The sequence below is a fragment of the Pseudomonas sp. BNK-45 genome, from assembly GCF_047456255.1.
Classification (GTDB): domain Bacteria; phylum Pseudomonadota; class Gammaproteobacteria; order Pseudomonadales; family Pseudomonadaceae; genus Aquipseudomonas.
Map to the genome: position 1 here is coordinate 6,764,790 of NZ_CP179909.1, position 12,632 is coordinate 6,777,421.

A 12,632-nucleotide genomic window follows, 5' to 3' on the forward strand; every position below is an offset into this window, starting at 1 on the left:
TTTAATAGCACCGCGCCATCACTGTGACGAAGATCAAAGAATCAGCCCGCGGTACGAAAGCCCCGGCGCAAATCCCCCTCCCGCGGCAGGAAGCGCCCGGCGCGCTGAGCGTTGGCCCGGCCCTGGGCATAACTGCACACCCCGTTGACCCAAACCCCGTCGATCCCTTGCGCCGCTTGCTGCGGGTGCTTGAAGTCGGCCACGTCGCGCACCCGCGCCGGGTCGAACAGCACCAGATCCGCCCAGTGCCCTTCGCGGATCTCGCCGCGCTGCTGCAGGCCGAAGCGCGCGGCGGAAAGCCCGGTCATCTTGTGCACCGCGGTGTGCAGCGGGAACAGGCCCAGGTCGCGGCTGAAGTGCCCGAGCACCCGGGGAAAGGCGCCCCACAGGCGCGGATGGGGGAAGGGATCGTCCGGCAGGCCATCGGAGCCGATCATCGACAGCGGATGGGCGAGGATGCGCCGTACATCGCTTTCATCCATGCCGTAGTACACCGCCCCCGCCGGTTGCAGGCGCTCGGCGGCGGCCAGCAGGCTGACGCCCCACTCGTCGGCAATCTCGTTCAGATCACGACCGCCCTGTTCGGGGTGCGGCGTGGACCAGGTGATGGTGATGCGGTACGCATCGGTGACCTGCTTGAGATCCAGGGTCGAAGAGCTGGCGGCGTAGGGATAACAATCGCAGCCCACCGGATGATCCTGGGCCGCCCGCTCCAGGGCCGCCAGCAGTTGCGGACTGCGTCCCCAGTTGCCGGCCCCGGCGCATTTGAGGTGGGAGACGATCACCGGCGCCCGGGCCGCGCGACCAATGAGGAAGGCCTCGTCCATGGCCTCCAGCACCGGCTCGAACTCACTGCGCAGGTGGGTGGTGTACACCGCGCCGAATGCCGTCAGTTCCTGGGCCAGTTGCAGCACTTCATCGGTGTCGGCGCAAAACGCGCTGGCGTAGGCCAGCCCGCTGGACAGGCCCAGGGCCCCCTGCTCAAGGCTCTCGCGCAACTGCCCGCGCATGGCCGCGATCTGATCGGCGCTGGCGCTGCGGTACAGGTCCGGCAGGTGGTTGCTGCGCAGCGCCGTGTGCCCCACCAGGGCCGCGACATTCACCGCTGGCTGCGCCTGGTCCACCGCCGCGCGGTAGTCGCAAAAACGCGGGTAGACAAACATGCCGCGCTCGCCCAGCAGGTTCATCGGGTCCGGCGGGTCGCCCTTGAGGCTCACCGGCGCGGCGCTGATCCCGCAGTTGCCGACAATCACCGTGGTCACGCCCTGACTGAGCTTGGGCAACATCTGCGGCTGGCGGATCACCACCGTGTCGTCGTGGGTGTGCACGTCGATGAAACCCGGGGCCAGCACACGCCCGGCGGCATCGATATCGACCTCGGCTGTGGCCGTGGACAGATCGCCAATACAGGCGATGCGGCCGTCGCCGATCGCCAGGTCGGCGGGGTAACCCGGGCGGTCGCTGCCGTCGATGATCAGGGCGTTGCGGATCAGCGTGTCGTAGCGCATGTCAGTCTCCCAGGGGCAGGCAGTCTTCGCCGCCACGGTAATGGTCCAGGGCCAGCTTGATCCGCCGCAGGCGCTCCTGGTTGTCGTCCGGCTGGGCCAGGGCCAGCTCGGTGGCCAGCACGTCGATGGCCAGGAGCATGCCGTAGCGGGCGGCGGTGGGTTTGTAGATGAACGGGGTTTCGGCGCTGTGCAGGGGCAGCAGCACATCCGCCAGTTGCGCCAGGGGCGAGTCGGGCAAGGTGATGGCCAGGATCCCCGCGCCGTAGGTGCGCGCCAGGGTCACCGCCTCCAGCAGCTCGGGGGTGATGCCGGTCAGGGAACAGGCGATCACCGCGTTTTGCGGCCCCAGGGCGGCGGCGGTGACCCGCATCATCACCGGGTCGTGACAGGCGGCGATGGGGTAGCCCAGGCGCACCAGGCGCACCTGCAGTTCATCGCTGCACAGGGTCGAGCAGCCGCCGCTGCCGAAGGCGTGAATCATCCGCGCGCGCCCCAGCAAGCGCACCGCGTCGGCGAACTGCGCCTGGGTGAAACCGGCCAGGTGCCGATGCAGCACGGACTCGATGTCGCCGACGATCTGCCGGTAGAAACCGGACTGCTCGGGCGTACTGCCCGGGTCGAGAAAGCGGCTGCCGACGCCGCTGGCCTGGGCCAGTTGCAGGCGCAGTTGACGCAGGTCGCGGCACCCGACGCTGCGGGCAAACCGCGACAGGGTGGCGGCGCTGACTTCGGCGCGTCGGGCCAGTTCGTCGAGGCTGGCGGAGGCGCCAAAGCCGACGTCGTCCAGCAGCAGACGGGCGATCCGCTGCTCCCCGGCGCTGAAGTCGTTCAGCCCCGAACGGATCTTGTAAAGAATGTCCATCTACAGCAGCTCCGCGAGACCCAGGGTCAGGCCGAAGGCGATCAGCGAAATCAGCGTCTCCAGCACGGTCCAGGTCTTGAAGGTTTGAGTGACGGTCATATTGAAGTATTCCTTCACCAGCCAGAAGCCACCGTCGTTGACGTGGGACAGAATCACCGAGCCGGCGCCGGTGGCGATCACCAGCAGTTCCGGGTGCGGATAGCCCAGGCCAACGGCCACCGGCGCCACCACCCCCGAGGCGGTGGTCAGGGCCACGGTGGCGGAGCCGGTGGCGACCCGCATCAGCACCGCGAACAACCAGCCCATCCACAGCGGCGACAGCTGGAATTCATGGGCCAGGCCGACGATCTGCTCGGTGACCCCGGAGTCGATCAGAATCCGGTTCAGGCCGCCCCCGGCCCCCACCAGCAGGGTGATGCTGGCCGTGGGCGCCAGGCACTCGTTGGTGAACTTGAGGATCGATTCACGGTTGATGCCCTGGGCCAGCCCCAGGGTCCAGAAACTCACCAGGGTCGCCACCAGCAGAGCGATCACCGAGTTGCCGATGAACAGCAGGAACTGATTGAGCCCGGTGCCGGGCTCGGCCAGCAGGTTGGCCCAGCCGCCGATCAGCATCAGCACCACCGGCAGCAGGATGGTGAACATGGTCAGGCCAAAGCTGGGCAGGCGCGCCCGGGGTTCGCGAGCAATGAACTGACGCTCCAGGGGGTTCTCGGCCGGCAGATGGATGTGCGGCACGATGAACCGGGCATACACCGGACCGGCGATGATCGCCGTGGGCACGCCGATCAGGATCGCGTACAGCAGGGTCTGCCCCACCGAGGCCTGATAGGCCTGCACCGCCAGCATCGCCCCCGGGTGCGGCGGCACCAGGGCGTGGACCACCGACAGCCCGGCGACCATGGGCAGGCCCACCATCAGCAGCGACACCCCCACCCGCCGTGCCACGGTGAAGGCAATGGGGATGAGCAGTACAAAACCCACTTCGAAAAACAGCGGCAGCCCCACCAGAAAGGCGATACAGACCATGGCCCAATGGGCGTTGCGCTCGCCGAAGCGGTCGATCAAGGTCCGCGCCACTTGTTCGGCGCCGCCGGATTCGGCCATCAGCTTGCCGAGCATGGTGCCCAGGGCCACCACCAGGGCGATATGGCCCAGGGTCTTGCCGACCCCGGCTTCATAGGCACCCACCACGCCGGACGGCGGCATGCCGGCCATCAGCGCCAGGCCGACGGACACCAGGGTGATGACGATAAAGGGATTGAGCCGGTAGCGGGCGATCAACACGATCAACGCAATGATGGCGACTGCGGCGTAGCCCAGCAGCCAAAAACCCGATGCAGGAGCCATGGGACCCTCCTTGAAGACAGCGTCACTTCGAATGGTTGTGAAACGCTTTAATCACTTAAGGAGGCGGGTTTCAAACCCAGTGAAACTAATTTTCGTAAAGAGGCAGGCCTTGTCGCGAACAGCTAAGTAAAACGCCGCTCGATGAAAATCGGCAGTGGATATTTTCACTCCACGGCCCTGACAAACCGCCGAGCGGAACGACTCGCCCGAGGGCTTCAGTCGGGCTGCACCCGAGCCCGTTTCAGCAGCTGCCTGCAACGTTCGGACAGGTGCAGCACCTGCAGGTGCTTGCCGGCCTTGGCATAACGCTCGCGCAGGGTTTTCAGGGCGGCGATGGCCGAGTAATCCACGAAGCTCAGGTGGCGACAGTCGATGGTGACGTGCTGCGGATCGCCCGCCGGGTCGAACTGGTTGAGAAACGGCGTGGTGGAGGCGAAGAACAAAGTGCCGTGCAACTGATAGCGCTTGCTGCCGTCGGCCTCCAGGTGAGCGTCGGCATACAGTTCCCGGGCCTGCTGCCAGGCGAAGTTGAGGGCGGCGATGACAATGCCGCAGAACACCGCCATGGCCAGGTCGGTGAACACCGTGATCACGCTCACCGCCAAGATCACCAGCACATCGTTCAGCGGCACCTTGCGGATCACCCGCAACGAGGCCCAGGCAAAGGTCTGCTGTGACACCACGAACATCACCCCCACCAGCGCCGCCAGGGGAATGCCTTCGATCAGCGGCGCCGCAAACAGCACGAACAGCAGGATCAGGCCACCGGCCACCACCCCGGACAAGCGCCCGCGGCCGCCGGAACTGAGGTTGATCACGGTCTGCCCGATCATCGCGCAGCCACCCATGCCGCCGAACATCCCCGAGACCATGTTGGCCGCCCCCAGGGCCACGCATTCACGGTCCGGATGGCCGCGGCTCTCGGTGATTTCATCGGTGAGGTTGAGGGTCAGCAGGGTTTCCAGCAGGCCGACCATGGCCATCAGCAGCGCGTAGGGCGCGACGATCGACAGCGTCTCCAGGTTCCACGGCACCTGGGGCACGGCCAGGCCCGGCAGGCTGCCGGCGATGTGCGCCATGTCGCCCAGGGTGCGGGTCGGCAGGTCCAGCAGGTACACCAGCAAACCGACGCCGAGGATCGCCACCAGGGCCGGCGGCACGGCGCGGGTCAGGCGCGGCAGCAGATAGACGATGGCCATGGTCAGCGCCACCAGGCCGCCCATCAGGTACAGCGGCCGGCCGCTGAGCCAGTGTTCGCCGCTCTTGAAATGCTCCAGCTGGGCCAGGGCAATCACGATCGCCAGGCCGTTGACGAAGCCCAGCATCACCGGGTACGGCACCATGCGCACCAGCTTGCCCAGGCGCAGCAGGCCGAAGGCGACCATCACCAACCCGCCCAGCAACACCGTGGCCAGCAGGTACTGCACCCCGTGCTGCACCACCAGGGCGACGATCACCACCGCCATGGAACCGGCAGCACCGGAGATCATCCCGGGGCGACCGCCGAACAGTGCGGTCAGGGTGCAGATGAAGAAGGCGCCGTACAGGCCCATCAACGGGTTGAGGTGAGCCACCAGGGCGAAGGCGATGCATTCGGGGAGCAAGGCGAAGGACGTGGTGAGTCCGGCCAGGACATCGGCGCGCAGACGTTTTGCTTTCATGGTTGACCTGATCGACGGACCGGCGGACGCGGTCCTGGGGGAGAGCGGAAAAAGGCGCGCAATGGTACGGAATTGAAGCGCCGCCGAACAGCCGCTCGTCGGCGCGTGAGCAACAAAGGCAGGAGCTGGCTTGCCAGCGAAGCGGCGCTCGATCGGGCGCCAGGCTGACGGGCCCGTTCGCCGGCAAGCCGGCTCCTACAGCGGTTCAGTGGTTATTTGACGACCTTGCCGACGCCACGACCACGGGGGTCGGAAGCGGTTTCAAGCGCGGTGCCGTTGACCCGGATCGCCTGGATGTCGCCCATCTCCCAGCCCTGGTCTTCCAGGGTGTAGCCCATGGCTTTGAGCTCGTCGGCGACCTTGCCGGTGAGCGGCGCGTAGGCGTCGTAGTAGATCGTGTCCTTGGGCAGCAGTTGGTGATGCACGCGCTGCGCGGCCACGGCCTTCTCCAGGGGCAGGTGGTAGTCGTAGAGGTTGTTCAGCACCTGGAAGATCGAGGTGAAGATCCGCGAACCACCGGGGGTGCCCAGCACCAGGGTGACCTTGCCGTCACGGGTCACCAGGCTCGGGCTCATGGACGACAGCATGCGCTTGCCGGGAGCAATAGCGTTGGCGTCACCGCCGACCACGCCAAAGGCGTTGGCGACGCCGGGCTTGGCGCTGAAGTCGTCCATTTCGTCGTTGAGCAAAAAGCCCGCGCCCTTGACCACCACGCCGCTGCCGTAATCCCAGTTCAGGGTGTAGGTGTTGCTCACCGCGTTGCCCTGGGCATCGACGATGGAGAAGTGGGTGGTCTGGTGCCGCTCAAGCCCGGGACGCACCTTCTCGGTGGCCGAGATGGCATTCGGGTTGACTTCGGCGGCGCGTTTTTTCAGGTACGCCGGGTCGGTCAGTTGCTTGACCGGCACCTCGGAAAACGCCGGGTCGCCCAGGTAGTCGGCGCGGTCGGCGAATACGCGTTTCTCGATTTCCGCCAGCAGGTGGATGTACTTGGCCGAGTTCAGCTCGACGCCCTTGAAGTCCGCGGCGCGCTCTTCCTTGAGGCTGATCAGCTGCGCCAGGGCGACCCCGCCGGAGCTGGGCGGCGGCGCGGTGTACAGGGTGTTGCCCCGGAAGGTCACCTGCAGCGGCTGGCGCCACTGGACCTTGTAGTCCTGCAGGTCCTGCTTGGTGATCAGGCCCTTGTCGGCCTGCATCTGGGCCACCAGCAAGTCGGCGGTCTTGCCGCTGTAGAACTCCTTGGCGCCCTGGTCCGCGATGCGCTCCAGGGTCGCGGCCAGCTCCGGCTGACGGAAGGTTTCACCGGGTTTCATGCTGCCGAAGTAGTCGCCGAAGTTGGTGCTGCCGTTGAACAGCTTCAGCGCATCTTCGCGGTACTGGTACTGCTTGTCCGCCACCTTGAAACCGTTTTTCGCGTAGCCCACGGCCGGGGTGATCAGCTCGCTCCACGGCAACTTGCCGAACTTCTGGTGGGCTTCCCACAGGCCCATCACGGTGCCCGGCACCCCGGCGGCGCGGGCGCCCACCAGGCTCAGGTTCTCGATCACCTCGCCCTTTTCATTCAGGTACATGTCCCGGGTCGCGGCCTTGGGCGCGGTTTCCCGGTAGTCGAGGAAGTAGGGCTTGCCGTCGATGTACATCGTCATGAACCCGCCGCCGCCGATATTGCCGGCCTCGGGGTAGGTCACCGCCAGAGTGAACGCGGTGGCCACCGCCGCATCCACCGCGTTGCCGCCCTTCTTCAGGATCTGCGCCGCGACATCGGCGCCGTACTGGTTGGGCGCCGCTACCGCGCCACCTTCCAGGGTCACGGCAAAGGCCGAACCGCTGGCGGCGATGGCAGCCGTCAGGGCCAGGGACTTGAACAACAGAATGCGCATAAAGTCCTTCCTTTTCTTGTTTTTGAACGGCAAGAACCTTAGGCCCGAGACGGGGGGTTGAGCAATCGCCAATCGTGGCACGAACGTCCCAAGCCTCAGCCATGGATCACCGTAGGAGCTGGCTTGCCAGCGAAGGCGATCTCGGGACTGGCGCCAAATCCGCTGGCCCCTTCGCCGGCAAGCCGGCTCCTACAAGGGATCGATTGCCGGACAGACCCGATACACACAGCCACCGTAGGAGCTGGCTTGCCAGCGAAAGCGATCTCGGGACTGGCGCCAATCCGGTGGCCCCTTCGCCGGCAAGCCGGCTCCTACAAGGGGTCGATTGCCGGATAGACACGATGCACACAGCCACCGTAGGAGCTGGCTTGCCAGCGAAAGCGATTTCAAGACGTGCGCAAAACCTGGGGGCCTCTTCGCCGGCAAGCCGGCTCCTACAAGGGATCGATTGCCGGACAGACCCGATGCACACAGCCACCGTAGGAGCTGGCTTGCCAGCGAAAGCGATTTCAAGACGTGCGCAAAACCTGGGGGCCTCTTCGCCGGCAAGCCGGCTCCTACAAGGGATCGATTGCCGGACAGACCCGATACACACAGCCACCGTAGGAGATGGCTTGCCAGCGAAAGCGATTTCAAGACGTGCGCAAAACCGGGGGCCCCTTCGCCGGCAAGCCGGCTCCTACGGGTGATAGGCGGGGAACGGGGCTTTCAGCCCTGGAATTCGGGGTGGGCGTAATCGGCCAGCTTGCCCTGGATGAAATCCAGGAAGCACTGGATGCGCAGGGCCAGTTGCGAGTTGCGGTAGTACACCGCGTTGATCGGCTGGCGATAGCCGCTGTTGAACGCGGCCAGCAGCGGTTGCAGGCGCCCGGCGCGGATGTCGTCGATGGTCATGAAATGCGACAGGCAGGCAATGCCCTGCCCCTCCAGTGCCAGGTGGCGCAAGGTCTCGCCGCTGGAGGCGCTGATGTCCGGCTGGATCTGCCAGCGGTCGCCATGCACATGGCGCAACGGCCAGTGGTTGAGGGTTTCGGTCTGGGTGAACCCGAGCAAGGTGTGCCCGGCCAGTTCCGCCACGCTCTGCGGGGTGCCGTGGCGGGCCAGGTAATCGGGGCTGGCAAGAATGTGCAACGGGCTGCAGCCCAGGGAGCGGGCATGCAGGGTCGAATCCGCCAGCACGCCGATGCGGATGGCAATGTCGGTGCTTTGCTCCAGCAGGTCGATGATCAGGTCGTTGCTGTTGAGCTCCAGCTGGATGTCCGGGTACAGGCGGCGGAACTCGGCCACATGGGGAACGATGGCATGCAGCATGAAGGGCGCTGCGGCGTTGATCCGCAAGCGCCCGGACGGGGTGCGCTGGCGCGACGACAGGCGCTCTTCGAGCTCGTCCATCTGATCGAGAATGCGCTTGGCCTGTTCGAAGAAGTAGCGCCCTTCTTCGGTCAGGTCCATGCGTCGAGTGGTGCGGTTGATCAGCGTGGTCTCGAGCTTGGCCTCCAGCCGCGACAAGCTGCGGCTGACCGCCGAAGGGGTCTGGGCCAATTGCTCGGCCGCGGCGGAAATCGAACCGCACTCGATGACGCAAACCAAGACTTGCAACTCGTCGGATCGGGCTTTCACAGGAGTCCTTTATCGGCGCAGGTGGGCCCTGGATAAACCGCAGGCCCGCTTCAAGGCGCTCAATAGTAGCCGGATTCAGCCCTGGAGATTGAACACCGCCTTGAGGTGCTGCGCATAACGCTGCACATCGCCTTCGATGTTCGGGCGTTTCATCACATCGACACAGAGGAAGGTCGGCAAACCGCTCATGCCGAGGAACTGGTTGGCCTTGTGGAACGGGAAGTAGACCGCGTCCACGCCCTTGGCTTCGAAGAAGTCGGTCGGGTCGTCGAAGGCCTGCTGCGGCGCGTTCCAGGTCAGCGACAGCATGTACTGCTTGCCCTGGATCAGGCCGCCGCTGCCGTACTTCTGCGAGGCGTCGGAGCGGGTCCGGCCATCGCTGGCGTAGAGGCTGCCGTGGCCTTCGGTGAAGACTTCGTCGATGTACTTCTTGACGATCCACGGCGCGCCCATCCACCAGCCGGGCATCTGGTAGATGATCACGTCGGCCCAGAGAAACTTCGCCACTTCTTCCTGGATGTCATAGCCCTCGTCGATATGGGTGACCTTGACCTCCAGGCCACCGCGATCCAGCACCGCCAGGGCGGTGTCGTGCAGGGTGGCGTTGTAGCGGCCATCGGAGTGGGCGAACTGTTTGGCGCCATTGAGCAGCAGTACTTTTTTCATGATCCGGCCTCATCGGGGACACCCCATCGCGCATTGGCAGCGGCGGGCTGTGAAGGTTGCAAACGATGGCGGCAGGTTAATCAGGCAGGGCGCGGAGAATAAGCCCGGGTTGCTCAAAATACATTTGACCAAAATGCACGAATCGACAGCCGATCTTTGCCTTAGGATTCTCAGCACCTTTCCCGTCAATGAGTGCTTTGTGCATGTCCACGCCCCAGGCCTTTATCCTCCACGCCAAGACCCGCGCCGAACGCGCCGACGCCTTCGAGGCGTTTTTCCTGAGCCACGTTGCCGCCAGCCGCGCTGAAGCCGGCTGCATCGAGTACCACATGCTGCGGGACCGGGAAGACCCGAGCCTGTTTATCTTCTACGAGGTCTGGGCCTCCCAGGAGGCGCTGGATAGCCACTCGGGCCTGCCGCACATGCAGCAGTTTCTCGCCGCGCGCATGGACTACCTGGAGCGCGACTTCGAGATCCGCGCCATCGACATGCTCAGCCCGGCCTCGGCTGGCCGCTGAGCACAAGCTCTAGCCACTGATCAGCAAGTGCCCGCCCAGCAGCCCGAGGCCGATGAAGAACACCCGCTTGAACAGCACGGCGCTGATGTGCTGGCGCAACCATTGCCCCAGCCACATGCCCAGCAGCGCCGGAGCCAGGGTCAGCACGGACGCCCCCAGTTCGGCGCCGCCCAGGGCGCCACGCCATAGCAGGCCGCCGGCCAGGGCCAGGGTCGAGACGGTGAACGACAGGCCCAGGGCCTGCACCAGTGAGTCCCTGTTCAAGCCCAGGGCCTGTAGATAAGGCACCGCCGGGATCACGAACACCCCGGTAGCAGAGGTGATCACCCCGGTGACCAGCCCGCACAGCGGCGCCAGCCAGCGCTCCTGGGCCGCCGATACCCGCAAGGTCGGCAGCAGCAGGCCGCTCAGGGCATACAGCAGCAGCGCCGCGCCCAACCCGCGCACCACCCAATGCCCGCCCTCGATGCCCAGCCACAGGGAACCGGCGACGGTGCCGACGAAGATCGCCAGCAACATCGGCCACAGACGCTTGAGCAACGCCGGCAGGTGCCCGCCAAAGGCCAGTTGCCAGAGATTGGTCAGGGTCGCCGGAATGATCAGCAAGGCCGCAGCCTGCGCCGGAGCCATAGCCAGCCCCAATAGCCCCATGGCAATGGTGGGCAGGCCGAGACCGATCACCCCCTTGACCATGCCGGCCAGCAAGAATGTGCCGATGACCAGCAGTGAAAGGGCCATTCCGAGATGCTGATAAAACGCGAGTGAGCTGTTCATGGGCCAATCCTGCACCCGCAGCGGCGTGCTGAAAATCTGCCATATACTGAGCCAGCCTCTTGCCCAGCAAGAGGCACATGCCAAAACCTATTGCCCGCCACCGCCGTAGGAGCTGGCTTGCCAGCGAAGGCGCGCTCAAGCCCGATGCAAAATCCGAAGGCCTCTTCGCCGGCAAGCCGGCTCCTACAGAGATGATGTTCGCCGAGGGATGTCCCATGCACTTCGATCTGATCGACCTGCGCCTGTACCTGAATATTCTGGAGGCCGGCAATATCACCGCCGGGGCCGCTCGCAGCCATCTGTCCCTGGCCGCCGCCAGCGCTCGAATCCGCGCCATGGAAGCCTCCCTGGGCATCGAGTTTCTCGAACGCGGGCGTCGCGGCATCCGTCCGACGGCCGCCGGCAAGGCCCTGGCCCAGCACGCGCGAACGCTGCTGCTGTACGCCGAGCACCTGCAACAGGACCTTGGTGAGTACGCCAGGGGGGTCAAGGGCCAGGTGCGCCTGTTGTGCAACACCACCGCCCTCAGCGAGTACCTGCCGGAGTTGCTGGCGGACTTCCTGCACAGCCATCCACAGGTCGATATCGAGCTGCAGGAGCTGCCCAGCCAGCGCATCACCCATGCCCTGCGCCAGGGCGCCGCGGACCTGGGGATCGTCTCCGACGCGGTCGACACCCAGGGCCTGATGACCCGGGCATTTCGCGACGATCCACTGGTGCTGGCGATGCCCCCGGACCACCCCTTGAGCGCCCAGCCGGCCCCCAGCTTCAGCGACAGCCTGGCCTACGACTATGTCGGCCTGGCCAGCCACAGCGCCCTGGCGGTGTACCTGGAGGAACAGGCCCTGCACCTGGGCCGGCGCATGCCATTGCGCATCCGCGCCGAGGGTTTCGACGCGCTGCTGCGCATGGTCGCCCGTGGCGCCGGGCTGGCCCTGGTGCCCCTGGCCGCCCTGCAGCGCAACCCGCATCTGCAACTGCACAGCCGCCCCCTGGACGAGGCCTGGGCACGGCGCCGGCTGTTGCTGTGCGCCCGCGACTTCGAGGCCCTGCCGCTGTACGCACAGGGTTTGTGTCGCGCGCTGCTGGAACCTTGACTCTCCCCCTAGGGGCAGACTTTAGCCTTGGGGTTTATTCCTCAAGGACCACGGTAATGAGCAAACGCATCCTGGTGATTCTCGGCCACCCCTCGCGCCACAGCCTGTGCGCGGCATTGAGCGAGCGCTACGTGAAAGCGGCGCAGGAGGCCGGGCATGAGGTGCGCCAGCTCAGGCTCGGCGACCTGCACTTCGACCCGGTCCTGCATGAAGGCTACCGGCAGATCCAGCCCCTGGAAGAGGACCTGCGCCAAGCCCAGGCCGACATCCTTTGGGCCGAGCACCTGACCTGGGTCTTCCCCATCTGGTGGGGCGGAATTCCGGCGCTGATGAAAGGTTTTCTCGACCGCGTGCTGCTGCCGGGCTTCGCCTTCAAGTACCGCCCCGGCAAGGCCTTTCCCGAGCAACTGCTCAAGGGCCGCACCGCCCACCTGATGGTGACCATGGACACCCCGCCCTGGTATTTCCGCTGGTTCTACCGCATGCCCGGCTTGCAGCAGATGCGCCGCACCACCCTGGATTTCTGCGGCATCAAGCCGTTGCGCACCCTGACCTTTGGCCCGGTGCTGGACGCCAGCGAAGAACGCAAGGCCGATTGGCTGATGCAGGCGCAGTACCTTGCCAGGCAGTGAAAGCGCCGGATAATGCGCAACGCCGTCCACCGCCGGACGGCCCGGTACTGGAAAAGGAGCCTTC

At 65.7% G+C, this 12,632-nt stretch carries 11 protein-coding genes; 3 read left to right on the forward strand and 8 right to left on the reverse strand.

Annotated features, from left to right (window positions below; all coding sequences use genetic code 11):
• Positions 1-41: 41 nt before the first annotated feature.
• From ACMGG8_RS30800 to ACMGG8_RS30830, 7 genes are all read right to left on the reverse strand, one after another.
• On the reverse strand, positions 42-1,508 hold the full coding sequence (locus tag ACMGG8_RS30800; protein ID WP_414158958.1) for an N-acyl-D-amino-acid deacylase family protein: 1,467 nt from the start codon (positions 1,506-1,508) through the stop codon (positions 42-44).
• 1 nt (position 1,509) lies between these two features.
• Positions 1,510-2,370, reverse strand: a complete 861-nt coding sequence (locus ACMGG8_RS30805) for a MurR/RpiR family transcriptional regulator (RefSeq protein ID WP_060837431.1) — start codon at positions 2,368-2,370, stop codon at positions 1,510-1,512.
• Positions 2,371-3,720 (reverse strand): gluconate:H+ symporter, encoded by a 1,350-nt coding sequence (locus tag ACMGG8_RS30810; RefSeq protein WP_060837430.1) that lies wholly within the window; start codon positions 3,718-3,720, stop codon positions 2,371-2,373. It abuts the gene before it with no gap.
• Between the two features lie 215 nt (positions 3,721-3,935).
• The gene (locus tag ACMGG8_RS30815) at positions 3,936-5,381 is read right to left on the reverse strand and encodes a SulP family inorganic anion transporter (RefSeq protein ID WP_060837429.1); all 1,446 of its coding nucleotides are present in this window, start codon (positions 5,379-5,381) and stop codon (positions 3,936-3,938) included.
• Between the two features lie 212 nt (positions 5,382-5,593).
• On the reverse strand, positions 5,594-7,261 hold the full coding sequence (ggt, locus tag ACMGG8_RS30820; protein WP_060837428.1) for a gamma-glutamyltransferase: 1,668 nt from the start codon (positions 7,259-7,261) through the stop codon (positions 5,594-5,596).
• A gap of 708 nt (positions 7,262-7,969) precedes the next feature.
• Complete coding sequence (locus ACMGG8_RS30825) at positions 7,970-8,881, reverse strand: LysR family transcriptional regulator (protein ID WP_108544106.1); 912 nt, start codon at positions 8,879-8,881, stop codon at positions 7,970-7,972.
• A 75-nt stretch (positions 8,882-8,956) separates the two neighbouring features.
• Entirely contained in the window at positions 8,957-9,547 is a 591-nt protein-coding gene (locus ACMGG8_RS30830) for an NAD(P)H-dependent oxidoreductase (protein ID WP_060837426.1), read from the reverse strand.
• A gap of 203 nt (positions 9,548-9,750) precedes the next feature.
• Here ACMGG8_RS30830 and ACMGG8_RS30835 point away from each other — a divergent pair, with 203 nt between their 5' ends.
• Positions 9,751-10,065, forward strand: coding sequence for a putative quinol monooxygenase (locus ACMGG8_RS30835; RefSeq protein ID WP_060837425.1), 315 nt, complete (start codon positions 9,751-9,753; stop codon positions 10,063-10,065).
• Between the two features lie 9 nt (positions 10,066-10,074).
• Here the strand turns inward: ACMGG8_RS30835 and ACMGG8_RS30840 are convergent, their stop codons facing one another.
• Entirely contained in the window at positions 10,075-10,839 is a 765-nt protein-coding gene (locus ACMGG8_RS30840) for a sulfite exporter TauE/SafE family protein (protein ID WP_414158959.1), read from the reverse strand.
• Positions 10,840-11,054: 215 nt separating this feature from the next.
• On the opposite strand from ACMGG8_RS30840, the gene ACMGG8_RS30845 reads away from it, so the two are divergent.
• Together ACMGG8_RS30845 and ACMGG8_RS30850 are read left to right on the forward strand one after the other, a co-directional pair.
• Positions 11,055-11,936 (forward strand): LysR substrate-binding domain-containing protein, encoded by an 882-nt coding sequence (locus ACMGG8_RS30845; protein WP_108544102.1) that lies wholly within the window; start codon positions 11,055-11,057, stop codon positions 11,934-11,936.
• A 56-nt stretch (positions 11,937-11,992) separates the two neighbouring features.
• Positions 11,993-12,568 (forward strand): NAD(P)H-dependent oxidoreductase, encoded by a 576-nt coding sequence (locus ACMGG8_RS30850; protein ID WP_060837422.1) that lies wholly within the window; start codon positions 11,993-11,995, stop codon positions 12,566-12,568.
• The last annotated feature ends 64 nt before the right edge of the window (positions 12,569-12,632 follow it).

What these genes read in the sequence shown, in the direction of transcription:
- ACMGG8_RS30800 (WP_414158958.1), bottom strand. Translation starts at nt 1,508, where the DNA reads ATGCGCTACGACACGCTGATCCGCAACGCCCTGATCATCGACGGCAGC.
- ACMGG8_RS30805 (WP_060837431.1), bottom strand. Translation starts at nt 2,370, where the DNA reads ATGGACATTCTTTACAAGATCCGTTCGGGGCTGAACGACTTCAGCGCC.
- ACMGG8_RS30810 (WP_060837430.1), bottom strand. Translation starts at nt 3,720, where the DNA reads ATGGCTCCTGCATCGGGTTTTTGGCTGCTGGGCTACGCCGCAGTCGCC.
- ACMGG8_RS30815 (WP_060837429.1), bottom strand. Translation starts at nt 5,381, where the DNA reads ATGAAAGCAAAACGTCTGCGCGCCGATGTCCTGGCCGGACTCACCACG.
- ggt (WP_060837428.1), bottom strand. Translation starts at nt 7,261, where the DNA reads ATGCGCATTCTGTTGTTCAAGTCCCTGGCCCTGACGGCTGCCATCGCC.
- ACMGG8_RS30830 (WP_060837426.1), bottom strand. Translation starts at nt 9,547, where the DNA reads ATGAAAAAAGTACTGCTGCTCAATGGCGCCAAACAGTTCGCCCACTCC.
- ACMGG8_RS30835 (WP_060837425.1), top strand. Translation starts at nt 9,751, where the DNA reads ATGTCCACGCCCCAGGCCTTTATCCTCCACGCCAAGACCCGCGCCGAA.
- ACMGG8_RS30840 (WP_414158959.1), bottom strand. Translation starts at nt 10,839, where the DNA reads ATGAACAGCTCACTCGCGTTTTATCAGCATCTCGGAATGGCCCTTTCA.
- ACMGG8_RS30845 (WP_108544102.1), top strand. Translation starts at nt 11,055, where the DNA reads ATGCACTTCGATCTGATCGACCTGCGCCTGTACCTGAATATTCTGGAG.
- ACMGG8_RS30850 (WP_060837422.1), top strand. Translation starts at nt 11,993, where the DNA reads ATGAGCAAACGCATCCTGGTGATTCTCGGCCACCCCTCGCGCCACAGC.